Below are 24,200 nucleotides of genomic sequence, written 5' to 3' on the forward strand. Positions count from 1 at the left end.
CTGAGCGGCGGACTTTCAACTTGAATTTTCCGGTCGGATCGGGCTATCTGACGTTGTGCGATTCCGTAACCCCGATCAGACGGCGGGCCAGGCCCGGCCCAGCCTTTTCACACGACTGCCCCTGTGACTTCTCGGAAGGAGCCTCCCATGCGAGACGGTGTCCGCGGCCAGATTCCGGCACGCCCTAGTTACCCGGCGTTCATCATTCTGACAGGGGGCCTTGTCCTCCTGTTCGCCGCACAAGTCTTTTCTGCCTCGCCGGAAACCCCTGCGGCCAAATCCGGGATGCCCGGCGCGAAGATCCTGGAAGAAGAGCAGATTCTCTCCACCACCGATAAGATCACGCAACCGGTTGATACCGATGCTGAGGCGATGCGGCACAACGATCTCGGCGTTGCGTTCGTCTTTAAGGGGGATCTTGGGCAAGCCATCGACGAATTTACACACGCGCTTCGACTGCAACCGAATTATTTTGCCGCGCACCTTAACCTGGCCAATACGCTGCTCGATATCGGTCGGCATGATGCGGCCATGGTTGAATTCAAGGAAGCCTTGCGGCTCAAACCGGACGATCCAAAAACGCACAATGATCTGGGGGTGGCCCTCAAGGAGATGGGAGATCCGGCAGGGGCCATCGCGGAATTCAGAGCCGTGTTACGCCGCAATCCCACCGATGTGAATGCTCACAACAACCTGGGCGTGGCGCTCAAAGCCATGGGTGACCTCGACGGGGCGATCGCAGAATATCGCACCGCTGCCAGCCTGCAACCGAACGATGTGAACGCGCACTTCAATCTGGGGCTCGGACTGATGGAAAAGCGTCAACCGGAAGCCGCCATCAACGAGTTCCGCACGGCGCTGCACCTGCGACCCAACGACGCGAAGATCCGCTTCAACCTTGGCCATGCGCTGGCCGATCTGGGGCAACGCATGGAGGCGGCCCAGGAATTACGGCAATACCTCCGCCTCGAACTCGATACGCCCGCCAATCGGCGATGGCTGGAACAAGCCGAAGCCAAACTGCGTGAACTGGAAATGCCGTAGCCAAAGCGGCGTGCATTTCTGAAACCTGCGGACTACGTCGCAGCGGTTCATCGCCGGCAGAATGTTTTTTCCTCTCCCTCTCGCCGGCAGCGCCCTGTTTAGGGTACAGTCCACCACGCGTGTACCACACAGGACTCTCATGCGCCGGCACCACACTGTAGCCCCTTGCCTTCGTCTCGGGATCCTTGCAGGTTCTCTCATGCTGGGGATCTGCATCGGAGCCGTATGGCCGGACACAGTACCGGGAGCGGAAGAACCAGAGGCCGATTCGCACCATCAGCGGCAATGGACCTTCGATAGTTCCGCTCCGGGAACGCTGCCGGGCTCATACGTCGTTGGAACGCTGTTCGACGGCCGGCCGGCCGGCGAATGGAAAATCCTCATTACCGACCGGGCAAAAAGCGCCTCGCAAGTGCTCGCCCAAGTGCAGCCAAAAGGGACGGATCAGACGCACAAACTCCTGCTTCTCGAGGGAACCGACAGCACCAACATCGATGTTGAGGTGTCCTATCTCGCCGTGGCCGGGAAAGCCGACTTCGGCGGCGGGTTACTGTGGCGGGCGAAAGATGATCGGAATTACTATCTCCTGAGGGCGAGTCTGGTGGAACAGAAGATTCGACTCTATCGCGTTGTGAACGGGGTGCAGCAGATTGTGAAACACATCGACCGCCCGCTCCCCGCAACGGGATGGCATACGCTTCGTATCGTGCAGCGCGGCTGCGAGATCAAAGCCCTCTTCGACGAATCCGTCCTGTTCCGTGCCTGCGACCAAACCTACACGAGTGGGCGGATCGGACTGTGGACAAGAGCCGATGCAGTCACGTATTTTGACAATCTCATCCTCAAGATTCTCCAATAACCGTTCACCGCTCTCCACTCTCCCTCTGTGCGGCACACGAGTCACCCGCGCACTTTCCGTGAGTCGTCCGTACAGCCACCGCCATCGATAGCGAACGCACATTCCTCACTGGCCCAGCGGGTAAGAGATATCATACGGACAACCAAAAAAATGGGGCAGCCACCATCAGGATGACTGCCCCACAAGCTGATACAATGTCAGGCGTTACCAGCGATCGCGCTTGCCACCACGATCGTTGAATCCTCCGCCGCTCCGTCCAGGACCGCCAGAACGAGGCTCCTGCGGACGCGCTTCATTGACCGTCAATGTCCGGCCACCCATGTCCGTCCCATTGAGAGCGGAAATCGCCTTCTGCGCCTCGTCTGAAGAGGCCATTTCGACGAATCCGAAACCTCTCGATTGGCCGGTAAATTTGTCCGTAATGATACGGGCCGATTCAACCGCCCCGTGCACTGCGAACAAATCGCTCAACTGCTGTTCGGTTGCCGAATACGGCAACCCGCCAACATAAATTTTAGAACCCATGTGGGTCCTCCTCTTGGGTAGTGACATTGTCTTGAACGAAGGAAAGAAAGGGAAAGGACGGGCCGAAGACGCGACGTAACGGGGCGACTTGGGTCTGGCTTTCGATTAGATTCCCGGGCAAGGCAACATCGAGTCAGGCCTGAACTATTTCAACGCATCCCTCACCAGGCCCCAGCGGGAGACGCGGAATAGTACCACGCGTGTATCCGCCATACAAGCCATGAAATAGGTATTTCGGCCCAGGCCTGCTTGGTGGTTGTTGGGCAACCACTGGCCCTTCATTTGGCCCCTCATTGCAGCGTAATCGGAGCATAATCCGATAAATCCGTGCATCGGCAGTAGAACGGACACGATCTGCCCTCTTGCACTAGGGATATCCCTAGTGCAAGAGAGTCCATCTGCCCAATGCGCCTCACGCGCGGCCCGATTATCGGACCAGACTCCGTGCCGGCTACAGGGCTTGCTGGTTGCACATGACGGGCTGTCATTGCCAGATCTACACAAAAATCTTTCGCTGACTTCCCCCTCCGATACCGTGTTGAGCTTGTCCAGTAATGCTGGACAGACGGTAAAATTGACTACATTGAGAAGCCAGCTGGCAATGCCAGGCGGCTTACCGAGCGTATCCCGTAAATCTGTCGATGACAGAGTGTGGTTTTTGCCCCTTGCGGCTCGCAATGGACCAAAGCAGACCCGCGGTTCACGCACAGATTCCGAGATAAACAACTGTCATCGAATGCAGACAGGGCCGGGATGCGATCCACACCGTCGGCCCAACCGTGATCTTGAACCGTGCGTGAGCGGCAGTGCGCCGGCATGAGGCTCTATGAACGTACTAGCGAGACTTCTCCATCCGACCGAAATGCCTATGCTGGGAACATTCCGCCATGTCGGGACAACGTGATGTTGAATCAATGCTGTTCCCGGAGATAGGTTGTGCGACTGAGCCGGCGGACCGAAACAAAGGAACCCTCTTCCCTGGGACTCGCATGACGGGCGCCTATGCGCCTCGGGCTGAAAATTATAGGCAGGTGGTCGACCGCTGGGGCTCGCCGCGGGTGACGTGCGCTTCCAGAAGCAGTGCATGGGCAAGATGGCGGATGTGGGGCAGCATGGACGGACAATGATTCTCGTCTCCCACGACAAGCCGGCGATCACGCGCATGTGTTCGCGGGCCATTCTGCTGAACAAGGGGACGGTGGTGGAGGCCGGGCCGGCGCATGACGTGGTGAATCACTATCTGCATGCCGGCCATATCCAGCCCTGTGCCGAATGGCCGGACCCGGCTCAGGCCCCGGGCAATGAGATCGTCCGTCTCCGCGCAGTACGAGCACAAACGGAATCAGGACTGATCATGGATCGCTTTGATATCCGGAGGTCGATTGATCTCGACGTAGAATTTGACGTCATCAAGCCGCGACAAGTCTTTGTCCCGGTCTTTAATATCCACAGTGAGGAAGATGTCACCGTATTCATCGCGCATGATCGAGACCCGGCATGTTTCCATGGCGAGAATTCCGGGAAACCTTCTCGCGGAAGGGATGATGACCGTGAGCGCCCTCATGATGACCGAGGATCCGTTTCGTCTCCATGCGCATGCGCCGCGAGCCTTCGGGTTCCGGGTGGATGACAGCGCGGACGGAGACTCGGCGCGAGGTCACTTTCACGGTCGGTGGCCTGGGGTGATCAGGCCGACCCTGGAATGGCGCACGCGTTTTGAACAGGTGTGCGGTGTGCAGCTAAGTTGATGGACGTGCTGGAGCGGCGTGTGTGCTGTGGTCTGCAGGAGGTTCAAACAGGCCATCCAGCAAGGCCACAGCGAGGTCCGCGACGCGAAGAAGAATGAGCGTCACGTTTGAGAACGCCGCCGAGACGGTAAGACGGCAGTGTCTTGTGAGAACGAGGCGGGCGGGCTTTTTCAACATCCTGCTAGGGATGTTCGGTCATGAACCATCCGGCGATGGACAGGCGCTTGTGGTCGCCAGCCGTGTGATCCACCCGGCACACCCGATGAAAACGGGGCACGGTAAACATGACCAACGATCCCGGTTTCGGCGCGATACAATGCGTGATATTCAGGTCCGGTTTTCCGTCTTGTGACTCACCCGCCGGCGCATAAATCATCAGTTCACCACCCCAGTCACAATCCCACCGTTCATGAAAATAACTGACGAGCGCGATGCGCCGACGCGGCGCGGGCCGCCCGGCGACCGGATGACCCTGATCCGTATCATCATGGGTGAGCAAGCAATCACCGACCCCATAGGAATAATAGCTGAATCCCATGTGACGGCGGATGATGTTCGGAAACGATTCGATGTACTGCTGAATGCACGGTAACTCCAATCGGCTCAAAAGCAGACGCCCCTGCGGCTGGGCGATCTCGGCTTTGGCCCAGTTCCCGGAATTCGGAAAGTCCTGCAGGACGTGAGACATGTCTTGCAGGCGATTCCAATTGGCGCGCGCCATGGCCTGCCGAAACAGGCCTCGTTCTTCGGCAGACCAAAAATCCTCGATGACAAGCACCGGCGTCTTGTGAAAGGAAAAATTTTCCAACCCCGCCGGTGATCGCGCGTGACTGACTTGCCCTGACACAATCTTCATGCTTCTACTCCTGGAAACCGAACAGTCCGGGTGCGTGCAACTACTCGCCCACTCGCACCAATGAGCCACGCTCCTTGCAGACATTGAACGTATGATGAAACCACAGGACCACCCCGCCGAGATACAGCAAATTCAGTCCGCTCGCCAGACCGAGGCTGGTGAGCGGGGCCGCCTGCGTGGCGAGTAACCCCCGCATCCCTTCAAACACATGCGCCGCCGGATTGATCGAGGCCACTCCCCTCAGCCAGGCCGGCAGGACGTCCATCGGATAGAACACGCAGGAAATCGGCTGAAATAAGAACACCATGCTCCAGGCGAGCACCTCCGCCTCCTGCCCGAACCGCATGATCAGCGACGTCGTGAACACACCGATGATCCATCCGGTCAACACGAGATTGATAATGAACGGCATGAGCCACAGGCCGATAATGAAGATATTGTAGCCGTAAAATAGCCAGGCGCAGAGGGACATGACAATCGATACGGCAGTGACCTTAAAAAGACTCATGACCATCGTCGCCGCGAGAAACTCGCTCGGCGTGAGCGGACTGGCGAAGAGATTCATCAGGTTGCGTGCCCAGATTTCTTCGAGAAACGAAATGGTAATACCCTGCTGCGACCGGAACAACACGTCCCAGAGGATCAGCGCACCAAGCAAAAACGTCACAACCGCCGGCATCTGGCCTTGAAATGTCGCAAGGTAGACCGTGATGAAGCCCCACACCACCAGATCCAGAAACGGCCAATAGATAATCTCCATCACGCGCGGCAGGCTGCGGCGGTAGAGGTACACATGGCGGATCACCAGGGCGGCAATACGGTGGTAGGCCATCGGCAGCTACAACTTTCCTTCGCAAGGCTTCTCGTGACAGGACTGTTCGAAACAGGGCTTCTGATGACAAGGGTGCTCCTCAACCGGCTGCTCGTGACAATGGCCGCACCCTCCGCCCTCCTGATGCATGCCAAGGAGTTGATGCAACATCAATCGGCTGCCCTCGACGAAGGCCGGACCGATTCGCCGGCCATCTCGCAGGCGACAGGCTGACGCCGCGAGTAAGGCCAGCGGAATCCCTGCCAGGCCAACGTGCAAGGCGGGGCTGCTCAGCCTCGCAGCATCGGCGGTCCAGAACACCACCGCCAGGGCCAGTCCCGCAAGCGCCGTGCTGCTGACACTGCTCATGAAAATCGGCCATCCGCTCGTCTGCCGTGCCAAGCCGATCGCTCCGACGACGAGCCACAGCAATCCCCATCCCAACATCAGGCCAAGCCCGCCGATGAGCAACCCCATGCCAAACGACAATCCTGCATCAACCATGACTGCGCCTACTCCCTTTGCCCATCACGCGATCCCGCGCTGCGCTACTGTTCGCGCGCGAGTTTCAGAAACACATCCTCCAAGTCCGCCTGCCCGAATCGGGCCACGATGTCCTTGGCCGTGCCTTCCGCCACAATCTTGCCCCGCTGCAGGAAAATAATGCGATCCGACATCTCTTCCATTTCCCGCATATTGTGCGAGGTATACAGGATGCTGAGCCCGGTAGCCTGCCGTTCTTCCAAGAGAATCGCGCGGATCTTGTGCGCGATATCAGGATCCAGACTCGCAGTTGGTTCATCCAGAAACAATACCCGGGGTTCCGTCAGAAGTGCCTTGGCCAGTGTCAAGCGCGTCATCTGCCCGGACGAGAGTTTGCGCGTCAGCTTGTGCCGCCATTCACCCATCTCCAGTTTCTTTACCATATCGTCTACACGGGCGGCGATATCGGACATGCCGTACAATCGGGCGACGACCCGGAGGTTTTCCTCAACCGTGAGGGAAAACGGCAACGAGATGTAGGTAGAAGAAAAATTGACCTGCTGGAGAATCGCTTCCCGATTCGACTGCAAGTCGAGATCGAACATCCGGATCGAACCGGAAGTGGGCGTCACCAGCCCCAGCATCATTTGAAAGGTCGTGGTTTTCCCGGCGCCATTGGGCCCCAGCAAGCCGAGGATCTCGCCCCGCCCGATATTGAAGGAAATCCCGTCTACCGCGGTGAATCCGCCGAATCGTTTGCACAGATTGCGTACTTCGACCACCGGCGATGACATGGGGTTCATGACTTCCGCGGGCTAGAACGACAGGAATTCCGCGAGTTTTTCAGGCAGATGGCACGTTTCGCACTTCCGGTTCAACACTCTACCTTCATACTCGGTTGTGTTATCGTGGCACCGAAAGCAATCCGCCTGTGCCCGTTTGTGCAGGACCGAGCCTTCCGGATGGTCCGAGTTCCACGGACGACTATCAGCCGACACATGCCCGCGGGGAATGACGATCGGATATCCTTTGATCGGTTGTTCATGCACCACCGCCGCGTGACAGGTGGTGCACCCCTCGCCTTGCGCGCGCTGATCGAACGCCGCCATATGCTTGCGATGGCTCATGATCAGTCCCACGTCCTTCACGGGCGCCGGCAGATCCCGAGGCGCAACTTCCGACACACGCATGATGTGGCGATGGCATCCGAGGCACACAGCGGAATCGACGTGAGCACTGAGATTGTGAGGCTCCGTCGGTTTGCCGAACAGATAGATCGCGACATCTCTTGTCCCGTGCCAGGCCTTATCCTGCAACCAGCCGACTACGCCGGGCCTGACATGACAGGCTACGCATTCCACCTCTTTATGGGACGATTGCAACCAACGCTCATAGGCCGGTCGAATGGTATGACAACTGGCACAGAATTTCGGATGGTTGGTCAGCGGAATCGCAACTCCCCCGAAAGCCACTGCGCCGGCCAGGATCGCTCCGAACACAATGGCGGGAGTTCTACGCATCATCCCGTTGGGGTTTGGGGAAATGCCGGATGATCAACTCCGCCACCGCCGCCACATCATCTGGGTCCAGCAGCGGGACGGAGGTTTGGACCGGTTTGTTGGACACGACCGCCAGCAAGCCATCCTGCGTGACCGGCACCTCGCCGATTTGATCGCGCACGACGACGATCTTGGGATACCCCTCGCTCCGCCATCCTTCGGCCAGAATGAGGTCATAGGAAGGATCGAGAAACCGCTCGCGCACATCCTCCACATTCATATGATCCGAGACGTCGGCGAACATGGCCAGACTGCTTTTCGAGATGATTACGACGCTGCTCGCTCCGGCTTGCTTGTGCCGCCAGCTGTCCTTCCCCTCCGTATCCAGATCGAATCCATGACCGGCATGTTTGACCGTCGCCACCTTATACCCGGCCCGCACGAGCTCGGGGATCACACGCTCGATCAGCGTGGTCTTCCCGCTATTGGATCGGCCGACAAAAGACAAAATGGGCACGGACATGACGACGTTCCTTTCGCGCCTTCAACAGCAGGAGGGGCGGTGGCCGGCAGATGCAGCCGGAGCGGGGTGGTCCAGCCACACTGACCCGCTGAGAAGTTGCACGGTCACCGGATCACCGGGATTGAGACGTTCGACCTCGACGGGAATATCGATCAAACAGTTGGCTTTCACCATGGAGGTCAGTATGCCCGATCCCTGATCGCCGGTCGTTCTGACTTTGAAGACCCCGTCTTCGCGCCACAGTACCCCACGCAGAAAATGGCGGCGATCGGTCCGCTTCGAGAATTTCTCCTGAAAGACCGCCTCAAGCAGCGGACGCCCATAACTCCTCGCCCCGGACAGTTTCAACATGGCCGGTCGAACGAGCTGCTCAAAGGTCACCATCGAGGACACCGGATTTCCTGGAAGACCGAAGGCCAGCTTGCCCTGGATTTTCCCGAACGCGAGCGGCTGGCCGGGCCGGATGGCCAACTTCCAAAAATTCATCTCGGCGCCCAGGTCACGGAACACCGCTTTCGTGAAGTCGTAATCCCCCATCGACACCCCGCCGGACAGCACAAGAATGTCGGCGTTCAATCCATGGGAAATCTTCTCTTTCAACGCGGCGGGAGTATCCCGGGCAATGCCCAGCAAGATCGGCACGCCGCCGGCTTCTTGCACCGCCGCGGCAATGCCGTAACTATTCGAATTGATGATTTTTTCTTCGCTGAATCGCTCATCAAGATCGGCAAGTTCATCGCCGGTCGACAAAATCGCGACTCGCGGGCGCTGATAGACCGGCACGAAAGACTTCGCCAGAATAGCCAGCATGCCCGCTTCACCGGAGCGAATCTGCGTCCCCTTGGGAATGATGCAGTCGCCCTTTTGCACATCCTCACCCTGCGGACGGATATTTGAGCCGCGAGGCTCCGGCTTGAACACGCGCACGGAATCAGGTGAGTGTTCGGTATCTTCGACTTTGATGATGGTATCGGCGCCCGTGGGAATAGGCGCCCCGGTCATGATCCGAATCGCCTGGCCCTTTCCCACGGACTTGGCAGGCATCTTCCCCGCCGGCACATCTTCGATGACGGTCAATGTGACCGGCTTGGAGATCGCATGTTCCTGCGCGATGTCCTCAGCTCGCACCGCAAACCCATCCATCGCGGAATTGTCCCACGGCGGATTCGATCGCTCGGCGATGATATCCTCGCCGAGCACGCGGCCCAAGGCATCCATAATCGAGACTTTCTCAAGCCCCAATGGAGCCGCCGCGTCCAGCACAATGCGCTGGGCTTCATGAAGCGGCGTCAATCCGACTGTCGCATCGGCAGATTTCACACGTCACCGTCCCCTCAAGGTTGCTGTCGCGGCGCCACTTTGATGAGCGACCCGCTTTTCTTGCAGAAGGCTTCCACCTGGTTGGCAATATCATGATAGGCCTGCGCGGTCGCCGCATCGGAGTTGAACAACGCGAACGGTTCACCCGCGTCGCTTTGCGTGACCACGTCGGGATCCAGAGGGATTCTCCCCAGGAATGGAACCCCCATATCCGCGGCCGAGGCCTCTCCTCCACCCTTGCGGAAGACATTCACTTCCTTATGGCAGTGGGGGCATTCCAACCCGCTCATGTTCTCAACGATGCCGATAATCGGCACTTCGCTGTCTTTGCAAAACGTAACGGACTTGCGGGAATCGAGCAGGGCCACCTCTTGCGGCGTCGTGATGATGACCGCTCCGCTGACACCGCCCAGCAGATCGATGGTCGTCACCGACTCATTGCCCGTCCCGGGAGGGAGATCGATCAGCAGGAAATTCAGATCCTGCCACTCCACTCCTCCCAGCAACTGGTTAATGAATTCATACTTATACGCGTCGCGCCAGATGATGGGATCGTCGGAGTTCTGCAATAGAAACGACATCGAGGCAATTTTCATATTATAGGCCTGAAACGGGATGATCCCGCCCGATGTGCTGATCTTCAGCTTTTGTCCCTCTGCTCCAACCATCTTGGGAATATTGGGGCCGTGGATATCCATGTCGCAAATGCCGACATGCCAGCCCTTCAGCGCGAGACTGACGGCGAGATTCGTGGTGCAGGTGCTTTTTCCCACTCCGCCTTTATTGCTCATGACCAGCACTTTATATTCGATCCGTTCCATGCGCTTTGCGACCAGCCAGCGGCTGTGGCCTTCCTTGTCCTTTTGACAAGTTTCATTTTCGTCGCAAATGGCGCAGGCCCACATATAGGTGCAGGCATCTCCGCCGCTGCTGGAACCGGGCTGTGAAATGACATTTAACTCGCGTGGCATCCTAGACTCCTCGTACAACGTAGATCATGCGGCGTAAGACGAAAGCGCTCTTTCGCCGCCTTGCTGAATTCAGGCCTTGCTTACCCTCGGCGACCGCCGGTCGGCACGCCGACATACTCATCCTCTCCCCCGCCTGACGGAATGGACGGCCCTGTTTTCCCAAGGCCCGGTCCCGCCGCAACGACCGCCGGCACCAACGCCTCTTCTTGCGCGTCAGCCTTCTTTTTATTGAAGATGCCGGCGCTCACGATGCCGACTTCATAAAAAATGTACATGGGCAGCGCCATCAGGCACTGATTGAAGGGGTCCGGCGTCGGGGTGAGAATGGCGGCGAAGATAAACGCCGTCAGGAAGGCCCACTTGCGATAACGCTTCAGCAGCGGGGCATCCACCCAGCCGAGTTTGGCCAAAAGGGTAATCACCAGCGGCACTTCAAAAATGAGACCGAAGACCAGCAGAAACCACAAGGCGAATCCGACATATTGCGCAATCGAGAGTTGCGGAATAAACCCGGCATTCACGCCGTAGGAAATGAGAAAGTTCAACGCGAAGGGAAGCACGAAAAAGAAGGAGAACAACAGGCCGAGATAAAAGGCCAGCGTGCTGAGGATCACAAAAGGACCGACGAATCTCCGTTCCTGCGCGTGCAGCCCCGGGACCACGAAATGCCAAAATTCTATGAGGATATAGGGAGTGCCCAGAACGAGCGCAAACAAACCCGCGACCTTGACGTTTTGCCACAACGCTTCGGCCGGCGCGAGAAACACGAATGGGACGGTGGGCAGATCCGTGGGTATCCAGGAAAGGGACCCGGGCACAAACATATTCTGGAGCGGCACCCTGATCCACTTCACCAGGGTGTCGGCATAGAAGAATGTGCCGACAAAAATAATCGCCGTGATAATGACCGCACGGGTCAGCCGGACCTGGAGCTCAACCAGATGCTCCATGACCGGCATTTTTTTATCTTCAAGCGGCTTAAAGACCGTGTCTTGCAGCCACTCCTGAAACTTGAACCCGTCAGCCATTCGCAATCGCTTTCAGCCAGAGGCTTTCAGCCATCAGCCAGCATTGGCCTGATAGCTGAAAGCTGTCCGCTGGTTGCTCTCTATTTCGGGTTGACGGCTACGAAGAGATTGTTCCCCTGCCGACTCAGCAGGAGGACGACCATTTCGTCCTTTTTCACCTTGGCTGACGCCTTGTGGTAATCCTCCAGGCTCTTCACCACTTCGTGGTTAACTTCCTGGATGACGTCGCCGCGCTGCAAGCCCGCCGATTCGGCGGCACTTCCCGCCTCGACGGAACTGACCACGACCCCGGTGGTTTTAGCCGGAATATTCAGCTGGCTCTGCATCGCAGCATCCAGCAATTGGACGCGCAATGCCGCCAGGACATTGTCAGGCGGCTTCACGGTTTCTGAGGGAGCAGTGGCGGGAGCAGGCTCACGCTTCGCCAGCACTTCGTCCGACGGACGTTCCGCAACCTTCACCTTCAGGACCTGCTCCTTGCCTTCGCGCAAAATCTTGATATCGGCATCCTTGCCGACACCCATGCGCGCGACCAGGTTGCGCAATTGGCTGACGCTTTGCACGTCCTTCCCATTGAAGGAAATGACCACATCACCACGCCGCACGCCCGCCGTGTGGGATGGACCGTTCTCGTTCACGTCACTGATCAACACGCCCTTCCGTTGCTCGGGCAGCTTGAAAGACTTGGCCAGCGCCGGGGTGATTTCCTGAATGGCCACACCCATCCATCCACGCACCACTTTGCCGGTCTTCGTCAAACTGTCGACGATATCCGTCGCAATGCTGCTGGGAATGGCAAAGCCGATCCCTTCCGATCCGCCCGTGCGGGAGAAGATCGCCGTGTTGATGCCGATCAACTTGCCTTGCATATTGACCAACGCGCCGCCTGAATTACCGGGATTGATGGCCGCATCGGTTTGAATGAAGTCTTCGTAATCGGCAATGCCCACGTTCCCGCGCCCCAAGGCGCTGATGATGCCGAGGGTGACGGTCGAACTGAGGCCGAACGGGCTCCCCACGGCGAGGACCACATCGCCGACCTGCAGCTCATCGTAATCCGCCCACTTCATCGAGCTGAGATCTTTTGCTTCGATCTTAATGATGGCCAAATCCGTCTTAGGATCGGTTCCGATAATTTTGGCTGGGAATTCACGGCGATCCGACAGGGTCACTGTAATTTGGGTTGCCCCTTCGACCACGTGGTTGTTGGTGACGATATAGCCGTTCGGATCAAGGATCACACCGGACCCTGCGCTTTGCTCGGGACGATGAGGACCGCCGCCTGGAGGGCCGCCGGGACCGCCCGGGGGCTCCATGCCGGGGGGCTCCTCACCGGGACCACCGGGACCGGGAGGCGGACCACCGAAGGGACCCCCCGGAGGAAGTTGACGACGACCTTCACGACGCCCTTCCCCCCCACCAGTCACCGCAATGTTCACCACTGCAGGCGTGACCGCCTTCACGATTTCAGAAAACCCTTGCGCGAATGCCGGCGGAACACCGGCAGCCTCGGCCTGATCGGCCCGGGTCTGCAATCCACCGGACAAGAATGTGGCAGCAACCATGCTGGTCACCGCGAGTACGGACAGCACTCTCCTGCGCTCGTGTCGATACGCCATGTGAACTCCTCTGGGAACCTGAGATTGAGGGACCATCCTCCGCGCCAACGTTGAACGTTTTATTCTACACTAATCACAGAATCGCCTTCAAAGAGGAAAACGCAGGACCGAACTCGATTTCCACACCAGTTCGTCCAGTACGGCACCACCGCCAATCACGCCTCAGGGCCTTGCCGTCGATGCCAGTTCCAGATCCCGCCGTTCGACCCATGCGCGCTGCAGATTCCCCGCCAACCGCTTCGCCGCCTGCTCCATCGAGACCACACGAAGCATCAGGGGCGCCCCGTCGTAGCTGGGCGGCCACATCCGTCGCTCCGGGTCCTGTGGGCGCAGATAGATGACGGGATACCATTGCGAAATCCCCGGCGCCGTGGGGCTATCCAGCGATGCCATGGCCCGTCCTTCCGCACGCAGTAACGTTCTTCCGGTCGATCCCCCAATCAAGGCCGCCTCGGCGAGGGACCAATTATCGCGCCGGAATCCCGGCTGCCGATGAGTCGTCCAGCCCAGAAAGAGAGACACCGGATATTCCTGCTCGGTGCTCGACAGAACCGTCACCAAAAGATACTCCACCCCTTGCTGCCTGGCGACCTCGGTCCAATCCGGAGTCGATCTTCCGGGCAACACTCCATCAAGCGTCACCACCTGCTCAACGGCGAGGGGAAAACCACGATTGATCTCCCCCGCGAGGATCTCTCCCACACGCGCCAGGGCTTCATCCGGAAGCGCCGGCGCCGAGTCCGGGGCCGACCTATCCGCCACCACGACTAGGGCGGCGCGCAAAGGACGGGAGCTGGGGAGTCTCGCAGTCACTGACTCATCTGTCACGACGGGCCCGACATACTGCGTCAGGCGAGTCGGGGGACTGGCAACCACACAGCCCGTCAGGGCCAACACACCGAGGAGTGAGGCACACCAATTCCTGTTGCGCCTCATGACATTCCTCCAGGCCGGATCGACGCCACGGATATCGAGGTGCTTGAGATACGATCACTCCCGCGCTCTCCCCCTGTCAAGATGGGCCAACCACTGCTTGCATTTCGATCATGGCTCAGCTACCGTGATGCACCCTTCGTCCCCGGACGAAGCGGTCGCGTCACACTCCCGCAGGGGGCGGTCTCAACGTGACTCTGTGCCCGACCCAGACGCCTGACCTTTCCGTCATCATTCCCGCCTACAATGAGGCGCGACGGCTCCCGCTGTTTTTGCAGCGCGTGATTGCTCATCTCGCGCAGCGGGGCCAACCCTATGAAATTCTCGTGGTGGACGACGGGAGTCAGGACCAGACCGCCCAGGCCGTGACGCTGGCGGCGCACACGTGTCCCTCTGTGCGGCTGATTCAATTGACGTGCAACATGGGCAAGGGGGCGGCTGTTCGACGCGGCATGCAGGCCGCGCGCGGAACCATCCAGCTGTTTGCCGATGCGGATGGGGCCACCCCGATCGAAGAACTGGAACGCTTGGAGGCAGCCCTCGGCGCCGGGGCAGACCTCGCGATCGGGTCACGGGCTCTGGCTTCCCACAACCCGGCATTCACTGTTCACGCCCGATGGCACCGGAGCGTCTTGGGAAGCCTCTTCAACAACGTCGTACGGCAACTGGGCGTGCACCACATCGCCGACACGCAATGCGGGTTTAAACTATTCCGGCAATCGGTTGCCCAAGACCTGTTTGCCGTGTCTTGTGTCGACGGCTACGCGTTTGATTTGGAGTTGCTGTACATCGCCCACCAACGACGCTACCGTATCGCGGAAGTTCCCATTAATTGGACCGATCAGCCAGGATCGAAAGTCCGTCCTTGGCGCGACGGCTCCCTCATGTTGCGGGAACTTGTGGCTATCCGGAAGCGAGACGCGCAAGGCCTCTACCAGCCCCGGTGCCAGCCGACTTCAGGCGGCATCGAACCGGCTCTGGCCACTGTCGAACCAACGCATTCCTAGGCAATATCGCCTGGCTTTACGGGTGCCGGCGCAGGATGACCACCTTGGCATCGGCATAGATATTCTTCCAGGCCGGATGCATCTCTAGCGCCGATGCCAACGCGCTGCCTCGCGGAATCACCGCCCAATCCACGCCATATCGATCCAACAGTCCCAACTGCGGCGAATCCTCGCGATTGAGCGCCACATAATCGTGAAAGATCCACCGGTCCTTAATCCGCCAGGCGGGCATCCGTCCGTCGATGAAAATTCGCTCGCCGGGAAGTTGCCACAGAAGAAACCCACCGTAGGCATAGTCGTTATACAGCCTCGTCCCAATTTCATCGCGATGGGTCCGGATCCACCGCACCGCTTCGATGGGATACTCTGTCCGTTCGAAATACACATCGGGAGTGCGGCCTGATTGCCAGACATGCTCCAGGTGCTCGGCGCCCAGGGCATAGAGAGCCGTCGCCGCCATCATGGCCAACACAAGGACACCTCCGGCAGCGTGGGCTTTCAACACAGGAACGCGACGCAGGAAGGACTCCCCCGCCAGCGCACTGAGTTCTGCTGCCAGCGGGAGGCTGACGATCAAAAACAAGGCGACATTCCGCCAGTGCAGCAAAGAGAGTCCCAACATCAGCACCAGCAGAACCCACCGGACCGGCTCCACTCGTCGATACCATCCGGCGATCAAACCGATAAGCCCCAGAAGGTAGAGCCCGTAGGCCCGGCCGGCCCACCCCTGGAACGACACCGGTTGCCATTCCCGCAGGGTGTCGATCATGAAGCGATCCGTCAGAGACTCGTAAATTTCCACGTAGAGATGCCAGCCGTAGGGATTCACACAGGTCACGGCCATGGACACGACGATCGCGATGGTACAATGCCGGAGATCCTCCCAGGTCAGCACCGGTTCATCGCGCGGGGCCTGACAGAGTTGCCACTCGATGCAGACCTTCATCAGAAAGGAAAGCGACAGCAACACCGTGAGGAGAAAGAGACCTGCCGTAAACCCTCCGTGCAGATTCGCCCAGAAGAGAAACAATGGCGGCAGCACCCAGACCCATTGCCGCTGTCCCCGCTGCATGCGGTTCCATATCGTGAGCACGACCGCCACGCCGAGGAGGCTGATCAACTGCGTGCGCGCCCCAAGAAACGGCAATGCCACCCAGAGGCTCGCGACCAGTGTCGCCAGCCGGCAGGTGCGATGGACAGGAGCCAGTCCTGCGGCGATCCACCAGGCCAGAGCAGTCACTCCGCCAAAGAAACTAATCAGACCCAATCCTCCGAACGGCTCGAGCGCGCGATAGATGACTGCCAGCACCCCATCGGTCAACCAGGCGTGCTCCACCCAATGCCAATCCGGCATGGTATGGGAGTAGGGATCCGTATCCGGCAGGTGCCACCCATGCGCGATGAAATCCAGTCCGGCCCGGAGATGCCATCCTAGATCCGGTTCCACTAAGGGCTGTAGCGCAAGATTCAAGACAAACGCACCCAACAACACGTCCAGCAAGAGATTGACGGCAGGTTGAAGGGAGGAAGATGCGGGGCGAACCGGCTCGGCGTTCATGAGGCCGGCGTCGCCGGTGGTGGCCGTCTTACCAGAAGATTGCCGAGAACCAACCAGTCAACCTGCGTGCGCAGAAAACAACGCACGGCTTCATCAGGGCTGCACACAATCGGTTCTTGCACGTTGAAGGACGTGTTCAGGAGCACCGGGACGCCGGTCAGTCTGCCAAAGGTCGTCAGGAGATCGTAGAAGCGGGAATTGGCCTCCCGCGTCACCGTTTGCACCCGGGCCGTCCCATCGACATGCGTCACGGCCGGAAGGATTCCTTTCGCAGACGCCTTCACCCGCACCGTGAACTGCATGAAAGGAGACGAGGCCGGCACATGGAAAAACTCCTCCGCGCGCTCGGCCAACACTGAAGGCGCAAAGGGCCGAAAGGCCTCCCGGCATTTCACTTTGCTATTGATCAGCTCCCGCATATCTTCACGTCGAGGATCTGCCAGCAGGCTACGGTTCCCCAGCGCCCGGGGCCCCCATTCCATCCGTCCCTGAAACCAGAACACCAATCGGCCATGGGCCAACTCCGATGCCACCCGTTCATACAACCGGTCATCAGGCAGGCATTCGGCAACCAGTCCCGCCTGTGACAGCACGGCTCGGCAGGCGGCTTCATCGTACTGTGGCCCCAGGTACGCATCGGGCAGCACGGATCTTCCCGCCGCCGTTGCGCGCCTCGCCGTCCACCACAAGGCCGCTCCGAGCGCCGCCCCGGAATCTCCGGCAGCCGGCGGCACATAGACATGATCAAACCCGAGTTCGGCCCGCAGACGACCGTTGGCCACGCAGTTGTAGGCGACTCCGCCCGCCAGGCAGAGCGACGTCGCCTGAGTGAGCGACCGCAGGCGGCGCCCCAGATGCAGCAGGGTCTCTTCCAACACGAATTGCGCGCTGGCCGCGAGATCGCGGTGTCGCTGCGTGATGGCGTCCGACGAACGCCGCGGAGGACCGAAGTGGCGGAGAAACTCGTCTACAAAACAGCCCGCCCTGGCTAGGTGAAAATCGAGCAGGCGGGTATTCAATTCAAATCGTCCATCGGGCAGCAATCGCAAAATTTCACGATGCAGCGCGGGTGCGAACGACGGTTCGCCGGAGGAGGCGAGGCCCATCACGATATATTCATCCTGATCCGGGCGAAACCCCAAGAACGCCGTCATCGCCGCATAGAATTGCCCCAGCGAGTGGGGCAGCGGAGTACGCTCGAGCACGGTGATCTGATTGCCCTCACCGCAGGCCAGCAAGGTGGTATCCGCTTCTGACGCCCCATCAACGACGAGAATGGCCGCCCGCTCAAACGGCGAGACAAGAAAGGAACTGGCCGCATGGCACAGATGATGGTCGAGAAACACCGGCCGAGCGGCTCCCGGCGCAACCCTCCTGGTCAGCTCCTGGCGAAGGCGGAACAGTTCCTTCCACTCCTGACCGGCGCGCTCGAGCGACCGTGTTCCTTTCACACGGAACAGTTGCGTAGAGCGCATCATGGCCGTCAGCGCAAGCCGTAGACGCCGGCCGACTTGCCAATACTTCCACGGCACGACAATGGCCTCGACATCGCGCAGAGCCATTCCGGCTTCGCGCAAACAATACTGAATCGCATGGACCGGCAGAGCCGTCACGTGCTTCTGGCGAACGAATCGTTCCTCCTCCGCTGCGGCCACAATGCGGCCGTCAGCGACCAGCGCGGCCGCAGCATCGCGCATATTGGACAAACCCAACACCACCACGATAATTCAACGTCCCTTCGATCCACCGACGGGGGATGCGCGGTAGGATAAACGAGGCTGGTGAGGGTCGCAAGCCGGCACGGGAGTTGGTTGCAATGCCCCCTTCATTCCTGTACCGTTTCCCCTCCGAAATCTGCCCTAGAGGAGGCCTCGGCTTGAAGACGAACCGCGCGTTTATTGTTGGAATGATTCTCATCCCCCTGTTGGCCTCCGTCGGCTGCGAGACCATTAAATCACGATTCTCCCGACAGGCTCTGCCGGACCTCGGGCCACCGGTTCCGCTCACGGTTCAAATGGACATCGACCCGTCGCTCTCGAAAGCCAAGACGGAGTATATCGATAACTGCAGCCGCATCCATGTCTTCTCGATCGGCCCGACGGTTGAAGACACGTTGATACAGGCCGCGCATCAAACGTTTCGTTCCGTCAACATGCCGGGAAGTCATGCGGCCGGGGGAAAACCCGACGTGACGATACGCGTGCGGATGCTGGACCCGCGCTTCAAGCTGCAAACCGATGCGCTCTACGATCGCGCCCCCGCAGAACTCAGCCTGGATGCTCTGGCGGAATTTTTCGATGCCTCCGGCGCACCGCTTGGCGAGCGGCCGCTACAAGCCGCTCGCAAAGAACGCTTGCAACTCGAACTGACTCAGCAGCGCTGCGATTACGTCGTCGATCCTCTGCTGCAGGATACGTCCACCATGCTGGCCACGCAATTCATGCAAGAAGCCCGGGTGCTCCTCGCCCCCGCGACACAAACGGCGGCAACTGCCGCGACCGTCGCGCCGTCCGAGGCCGCCTCGAAACCCCCTGCCATGCCAGCTGCGCCTGCTGCAGCGCCGGTTCAGCCCCTTCCGTTCAAAGCCACACTGTTGGATGAAAACGGCAACCTGGTCCTTGAAAGTGGCGAACGAATCCGCGTCCGAGTCGACATCGTCAATACCGGGCAACAGGCAACCCCTGACATGGCCGTGCGGCTGACTGGTCCGCCGGTGCTGATCGCTCAGTTCCCCGCCACAACATTGCCCACGGGAGCCATCGCACCAGGCGGCTCCAAATCTCTTGAATTCGTCGCGACTCTGCCGCAATCGCCGTCCGCCCAGCAGGCCGAATTTCAGGTGGCGATCCTGAATGGAATGGGCCAGCAGGTGTCACCCGTCCAGACCTTAGTCGCGTCCATACAATCGTCCGCGGCCAACAGCGACGACGTGGATCACGTTCCTCCTGCGGCAATCGGACTTCAGAGGCCTGGAGACTATCTCCTCTCAATCGGGCTGAGCAGCTACCGCGAACAGGAGATTGGCGCGCGGAAGTATGCCACCCTCGACGCGGAAATGGTGGCGACCTACCTTCAGACGCTGGGAGGAGTGCCACGCAATAATGTCCGCCTCTTGAAGGACTGGAGCGCACTTCGCCCGGACATTGAAGAGGCCTTACTCGATTGGCTCCCTTCCAAAGTTACCAAAGACTCGGTAGTCACGGTGTATTTCGCCGGCCAGGCCTTCGTCACCCCATCGGGAGAGACATTCTTGATCCCTTACGACGGCTCGCTGGGATCACCCACTCGCCTCTATCCGCTCAAAGATCTGGAAACCGCCTTGGGAAGGTTAAAAGCGAAACAAGTCTTGTTCGTGTTTGACGGAACTGTGCTCAAGAATGGGGCGGAGGGCCGCACAAAAGTCGCGCCACCCAAATGGGCGGCAACGGCGGGATCGGTCGTTCACATCATTTCAACCACCGGATTCGGCAAAAGCCTGGAATCCGATACGTGGCATCACGGATTACTGACCTACTATCTTCTCCGAGGCCTGCGTGGGGAAGCCGATATGAATCGCAACGGCGAGGTCACGATCGGGGAGGTCACGGCCTATGTCGCTCGCAAAGTGCCAGCCGCCGCACGCAGTACCTTTAAGCAGGACCAGCAACCGCAGATCCTGCCGACGCCGCGTGTGCCGGAGAAGAGCCTCGACACCGTGCTCACAAAACCAGCGATGCCCCCTTCCGCTGACCAACCCTAAACAAACAGCCGACCTCTCCTTCAGCCATCACGGTAGTGGGCCGCGATGGTTCGGGATGGGCCTTCCTTTCTCAGGTTGCTCCTGTATCACGATATGAGCCTGTCGAGACCAGGGACCTGACCACAAAAGAAAAGGGGCGGCGAGGATATCCTCGCCGCCCCTTTCCGATTCAGCCTATCGGCCGATACTCGCGACTATTCTTCGCCACCCTTGCAGAAGCTGCGCTCATAATTGATGATCGTCCACGCTTCTTCTTCGGTGATTGCCGCAGGGACCAACGAAACCATGCCGGTGCCCGGGCTGCCGTTCTTGATCACCCAGAACAGCTCGCCATCTTTCCGCTTCTTGTGGAACTTGCAGTTGGTGAAGTTGCGCGGGCTCGGATTGAGGATCGCGCCGGCAGGGCCATCGCCCTTCCCCTCTTTCCCGTGACAATTGAAGCAGGTGCCCTTGCCCTCATACAATGCCTTGCCCTTGGCAATGCTTTCCGGGGTCGAAGCAACCGGGTTCTTCATTGCCTTCGCGTCCGCCATCTGATCCGGCGCAACACGGGGCTTCAGCGGATCCTTTTCTTCTGCGCCCACCACCGCCACGGACAACAAGGTGACGGCCGCACACACTCCGACTAACTTAGAAAAATACCCCATCAGAACTCCTCCTTTGTGTTGAACCCACCGCGTGAACAATAACTGTCTGGTCTCAAGCAGCATGGACAAAAAATCATGACAAGGCCGATAAAGCAGGCGAACTATAGCAACGCGTTTTCTGTCTTGTCAAGCGAACGACCCGCCTCGGCCTTGTCTGTTTCATCCATGCTGGCATCAGGGAGAATCAAGGGCTGTGCCAGCGGCGCGATTGAAAAAACCACATGAAATCCCCATATTCAGAAGTCTCACCGATTCGGCAAGTACGTACTGACATCCAGCCGTGACACCTTTGCGCCTCAGACGCCTCCGCCTCGCCTCATTCGAGCGCGGAGAGGACAGCGACAAGTCGCTTCACGATTTCTACATGTCATAGATGGTAAAGAAGAAGGCGGCGGGAGCGGGAATGAAAGACACGCCTGTAGGCCAGGGAGGGGTCAGGGGTATCCAGACAATTCAATCAACGTTTAATCACGACGTCTCGTACGACCTTGCCGCTGGGGCCAAAAGGCTTTTGCGGTTTGCCGTTGAGTTCGGCGCGCACTCCCCCGGCATTGCCGAGCGTCACCGTGAACTGGTCCTGAGCCTTCCACTGAGCCTTTTCCCCAGGGCGTAGCAACGCCTCCTGGTGGCTACCGGAGTCGACTTGCACCACAACCCAGCTCAACTCCGTGGCGGCAAGATCGAGGACCAGCGGACCATCCGACTCGACCGGTCCATCCACCGACAATCCGGCAAGCGGACCTTCCGACCCCATGGAAGCAGGGGGCAGAGGAGTGGCGGTGTCCGATGGTATCGGCTCTTTGGCCACGGCAACCGGCGCTGGAACCTGCGGAGCTGTCGTTACTTTTTCTTGTGCGGGCTTCACAGAAACAGCGGCCGGCTCAACCTGCTTCGGGGGTGGAGCAATGGGAGGCGGAAGCTCGGCAGCCGGGCGTGAAGCCGGTTCCTTCGAATCCTTGGCAAACGGGGCACTCTTTTTACTGACAGTCGGCGCGTCCGACCCGGAGCGCCGCACCAACGTAGAAGTCTGTTCACGGCTCAGCAAAAATACCAACGTCGCAATGGCAACCGCGATCGCCACCCCCACCGCCTTCCGGTTGGCTTTGCGGCGGCGCTCTTCTTCTACCTGCCGTTGCCGCAACCGTTCCCGCTCACCCTGCTTTTCGTAAAATGCCCCGGCGGACTGAACAAATCGATGGATGGCATCTTCTTCATCCAGCCCCAGTGACCGCGCATAGGACCGGACAAATCCGCGCGCAAAGACCTGGTCGGGCAATTTGGCAAAATTTCCCTCTTCGAGGGCTTTGACAAAGTCCGTGCGGATTCGGGTCTTCGAGGCGACCTCATCCACGGTCAGACCTTTGGTCTCACGAACCTGCCGAAAAAATTCACCCACTGATTCCATGATTTCCGCCTATGGTTTGAGCTTACCGAGGAGTTCCTGCGCCGCAGCTGCCTGCTCTCCGCCTTTATCCAGCGTCGACACCTTCGACAGGGCCTCACGCGCCCGCACATCAAATCCAAGCTTGTGGTACACGCGCGCCAGTTCCAACTGCAGCATCGCGGGCGGCACATTGGGCGGCGTGACGGTCGTCGCGTCTTCCAAGACCTCCATCGCCCCCTGCAGATCACCCTCGTGCATCAAGGCTTTCCCCAGCTGGAAGCGCGCCAGGTCAGGCGTGGGATAGAGAGGATTGCTGAGAGCTTGCCGGTAGGCCGCGATGGCGTCCTTCCACCGGTCCTGACTGGCCAGGACCTGGCCGAGGTAGGTATTGGCCTCCGCATAGTCGCCGTCGATGCGAATGGCTTCGCGGAAGGATTCTTCGGCGAGCTTGAGTCGTCCTTGCGAGGCATAGATATGCCCCAGACCGTAGTGCGCTTCTTTATTCTCAGGATTCAGCTTCACAGCTTTTTGAAACGACACATAGGCCTGCTGCTGGTCGGAACTCAGCCGGGCAACCCCTTCTTGGTAAAATCCTTTCGACTTACGCAGGTTCTCTTCGTTAGCGCACCCGCCAAAGACAGACAGTCCCAGCAACAGCAGGATACAGGAAGACCCCGGAATGCCCCAGGCCCTGCTTGTCCGATTCCGATGTCGATCAGCGACCATCATGCGCCGATATCCTCAAAATGCGTGAGCCGCTTGAACTCTTTGAAACGCGCCTCAATCTCTTTGTAATCTAGGATCCTCAATCGGTCAAGGCTAAAGGCTTCTACCGTAAATGAGGCCATCACGCTACCGAAGATAATCGCTTGCCGCATGGCATCGGCTGAACGGTTTCCCGTGGCGGCCAGATATCCCAGAAACCCTCCAGCAAAGGTATCGCCGGCGCCGGTCGGGTCACGCACGTCATCCAGCGGAAATGCCGGCGCGCCAAACACCTGCTTGTCGTTGAACATCAACACACCATATTCGCCTCGCTTGACGATGAGGTGCTTGGGCCCACGCGCCAGAATTTTCTTAGCGACCTTGACCAGATTGGTATCCTCACCCAGGGCCCGCGCCTCGCCGTCGTTGATAATGAGAATGTCGATGTGCTGCAGGACGTTCCAGAGCGCGTCACGTTTCCCGTTGATCCAGAAATTCATCGTATCGCAGGCAACCAGCGCCGGCCGCTTCACCTGCTGCAGCACATCAAGTTGTAAATTCGGATCGATATTTCCCAGAAAGAGCACATCGGGCGTGCTGTATTGGGGGGGGATCTTCGGACGGAAGGTTTCAAAGACGTTCAGCTTGGTATCGAGCGTCTGCGCTTCGTTTAATTGATGCGAATAGGCGCCTTTCCAGCGGAACGTCGAGCCAGGCCGCCGCTCCAATCCCGTCAAATCAATCTTGCGGCTTTTCAGAAACGCGACATGTTGTTCCGGAAAATCCTCGCCGACGACTGCGATCAGATCAACCGACGTGAAATAACTGGCCGCCGTTGAAAAATACGTCGCGGATCCGCCAAGCACTTCGGCGACCTCGCCGAAAGGAGTTTTCACGGTATCCAGCGCCACCGAGCCCACTACCAGCAATTTACCCATGCC

22 protein-coding genes and 1 pseudogene are annotated in these 24,200 nt (G+C 59.0%); 5 read left to right on the forward strand and 18 right to left on the reverse strand.

What is annotated here, in order from left to right:
• Nucleotides 1-147 precede the first annotated feature (147 nt).
• Nucleotides 148-1,044, forward strand: coding sequence for a tetratricopeptide repeat protein (locus tag GDA65_09365; GenBank protein ID MBA5862903.1), 897 nt, complete (start codon nucleotides 148-150; stop codon nucleotides 1,042-1,044).
• A 199-nt stretch (nucleotides 1,045-1,243) separates the two neighbouring features.
• Nucleotides 1,244-1,903, forward strand: coding sequence for a hypothetical protein (locus tag GDA65_09370; GenBank protein MBA5862904.1), 660 nt, complete (start codon nucleotides 1,244-1,246; stop codon nucleotides 1,901-1,903).
• A gap of 204 nt (nucleotides 1,904-2,107) precedes the next feature.
• Here the strand turns inward: GDA65_09370 and GDA65_09375 are convergent, their stop codons facing one another.
• Entirely contained in the window at nucleotides 2,108-2,428 is a 321-nt protein-coding gene (locus GDA65_09375) for an RNA-binding protein (GenBank protein ID MBA5862905.1), read from the reverse strand.
• Nucleotides 2,429-3,476: 1,048 nt separating this feature from the next.
• Here GDA65_09375 and GDA65_09380 point away from each other — a divergent pair.
• Nucleotides 3,477-4,176 (forward strand): annotated as a pseudogene (locus GDA65_09380) (ABC transporter ATP-binding protein).
• Between the two features lie 181 nt (nucleotides 4,177-4,357).
• On the opposite strand, the gene GDA65_09385 reads toward GDA65_09380, so the two are convergent.
• From GDA65_09385 to GDA65_09435, 11 genes are all read right to left on the reverse strand, one after another.
• Entirely contained in the window at nucleotides 4,358-5,116 is a 759-nt protein-coding gene (locus GDA65_09385) for a hypothetical protein (GenBank protein ID MBA5862906.1), read from the reverse strand.
• The gene (locus GDA65_09390; protein ID MBA5862907.1) at nucleotides 5,073-5,870 is read right to left on the reverse strand and encodes an ABC transporter permease; all 798 of its coding nucleotides are present in this window, start codon (nucleotides 5,868-5,870) and stop codon (nucleotides 5,073-5,075) included. The genes GDA65_09385 and GDA65_09390 overlap by 44 nt, the downstream gene beginning before the upstream one ends.
• Complete coding sequence (locus GDA65_09395; GenBank protein MBA5862908.1) at nucleotides 5,871-6,347, reverse strand: hypothetical protein; 477 nt, start codon at nucleotides 6,345-6,347, stop codon at nucleotides 5,871-5,873.
• Nucleotides 6,348-6,391: 44 nt separating this feature from the next.
• A complete protein-coding gene (locus GDA65_09400) occupies nucleotides 6,392-7,120 on the reverse strand; it encodes an ATP-binding cassette domain-containing protein (GenBank protein ID MBA5862909.1) in 729 nt (242 codons plus the stop codon).
• A 21-nt stretch (nucleotides 7,121-7,141) separates the two neighbouring features.
• Nucleotides 7,142-7,846 carry a cytochrome C gene (locus GDA65_09405; GenBank protein ID MBA5862910.1) on the reverse strand — a complete coding sequence of 235 codons (705 nt, stop codon included), beginning with the start codon at nucleotides 7,844-7,846 and terminating at the stop codon, nucleotides 7,142-7,144.
• A complete protein-coding gene (gene mobB / locus GDA65_09410) occupies nucleotides 7,839-8,348 on the reverse strand; it encodes a molybdopterin-guanine dinucleotide biosynthesis protein B (GenBank protein ID MBA5862911.1) in 510 nt (169 codons plus the stop codon). Before mobB ends, GDA65_09405 begins: the two co-directional genes overlap by 8 nt.
• 21 nt (nucleotides 8,349-8,369) lie before the next feature.
• The gene (locus GDA65_09415; protein ID MBA5862912.1) at nucleotides 8,370-9,668 is read right to left on the reverse strand and encodes a molybdopterin molybdenumtransferase MoeA; all 1,299 of its coding nucleotides are present in this window, start codon (nucleotides 9,666-9,668) and stop codon (nucleotides 8,370-8,372) included.
• A 14-nt stretch (nucleotides 9,669-9,682) separates the two neighbouring features.
• Complete coding sequence (locus GDA65_09420; protein MBA5862913.1) at nucleotides 9,683-10,639, reverse strand: P-loop NTPase; 957 nt, start codon at nucleotides 10,637-10,639, stop codon at nucleotides 9,683-9,685.
• A gap of 80 nt (nucleotides 10,640-10,719) precedes the next feature.
• Entirely contained in the window at nucleotides 10,720-11,667 is a 948-nt protein-coding gene (gene tatC / locus GDA65_09425; protein ID MBA5862914.1) for a twin-arginine translocase subunit TatC, read from the reverse strand.
• A gap of 80 nt (nucleotides 11,668-11,747) precedes the next feature.
• On the reverse strand, nucleotides 11,748-13,286 hold the full coding sequence (locus GDA65_09430) for a Do family serine endopeptidase (GenBank protein MBA5862915.1): 1,539 nt from the start codon (nucleotides 13,284-13,286) through the stop codon (nucleotides 11,748-11,750).
• Nucleotides 13,287-13,448: 162 nt separating this feature from the next.
• A complete protein-coding gene (locus GDA65_09435) occupies nucleotides 13,449-14,222 on the reverse strand; it encodes a hypothetical protein (protein MBA5862916.1) in 774 nt (257 codons plus the stop codon).
• A gap of 188 nt (nucleotides 14,223-14,410) precedes the next feature.
• Between GDA65_09435 and GDA65_09440 the strand changes: the two genes are divergently transcribed.
• A complete protein-coding gene (locus GDA65_09440; GenBank protein MBA5862917.1) occupies nucleotides 14,411-15,226 on the forward strand; it encodes a glycosyltransferase in 816 nt (271 codons plus the stop codon).
• 16 nt (nucleotides 15,227-15,242) lie between these two features.
• On the opposite strand, the gene GDA65_09445 is transcribed toward GDA65_09440, so the two are convergent.
• Entirely contained in the window at nucleotides 15,243-16,784 is a 1,542-nt protein-coding gene (locus GDA65_09445) for a hypothetical protein (GenBank protein ID MBA5862918.1), read from the reverse strand.
• Nucleotides 16,781-18,505 carry a carbamoyltransferase gene (locus GDA65_09450; GenBank protein ID MBA5862919.1) on the reverse strand — a complete coding sequence of 575 codons (1,725 nt, stop codon included), beginning with the start codon at nucleotides 18,503-18,505 and terminating at the stop codon, nucleotides 16,781-16,783. Before GDA65_09450 ends, GDA65_09445 begins: the two co-directional genes overlap by 4 nt.
• A gap of 155 nt (nucleotides 18,506-18,660) precedes the next feature.
• Between GDA65_09450 and GDA65_09455 the strand changes: the two genes are divergently transcribed.
• Nucleotides 18,661-20,523, forward strand: a complete 1,863-nt coding sequence (locus GDA65_09455) for a hypothetical protein (GenBank protein ID MBA5862920.1) — start codon at nucleotides 18,661-18,663, stop codon at nucleotides 20,521-20,523.
• A gap of 194 nt (nucleotides 20,524-20,717) precedes the next feature.
• Here GDA65_09455 and GDA65_09460 read toward each other — a convergent pair whose 3' ends face one another.
• The 4 genes from GDA65_09460 to GDA65_09475 form a co-directional block, all read right to left on the reverse strand.
• Nucleotides 20,718-21,056, reverse strand: coding sequence for a c-type cytochrome (locus tag GDA65_09460; GenBank protein ID MBA5862921.1), 339 nt, complete (start codon nucleotides 21,054-21,056; stop codon nucleotides 20,718-20,720).
• Nucleotides 21,057-21,627: 571 nt separating this feature from the next.
• Nucleotides 21,628-22,575: a DUF4115 domain-containing protein gene (locus GDA65_09465; protein MBA5862922.1), complete on the reverse strand. Its 948-nt coding sequence runs from the start codon at nucleotides 22,573-22,575 to the stop codon at nucleotides 21,628-21,630.
• A 9-nt stretch (nucleotides 22,576-22,584) separates the two neighbouring features.
• Nucleotides 22,585-23,283: a tetratricopeptide repeat protein gene (locus GDA65_09470; protein ID MBA5862923.1), complete on the reverse strand. Its 699-nt coding sequence runs from the start codon at nucleotides 23,281-23,283 to the stop codon at nucleotides 22,585-22,587.
• Nucleotides 23,280-24,197 carry a sugar kinase gene (locus GDA65_09475; GenBank protein ID MBA5862924.1) on the reverse strand — a complete coding sequence of 306 codons (918 nt, stop codon included), beginning with the start codon at nucleotides 24,195-24,197 and terminating at the stop codon, nucleotides 23,280-23,282. The genes GDA65_09470 and GDA65_09475 overlap by 4 nt, the downstream gene beginning before the upstream one ends.
• Nucleotides 24,198-24,200 lie beyond the last annotated feature (3 nt).

Source organism: Nitrospira sp. CR1.1 (assembly GCA_014055465.1).
In the GTDB taxonomy this organism is placed as follows: Bacteria; Nitrospirota; Nitrospiria; order Nitrospirales; family Nitrospiraceae; genus Nitrospira_A.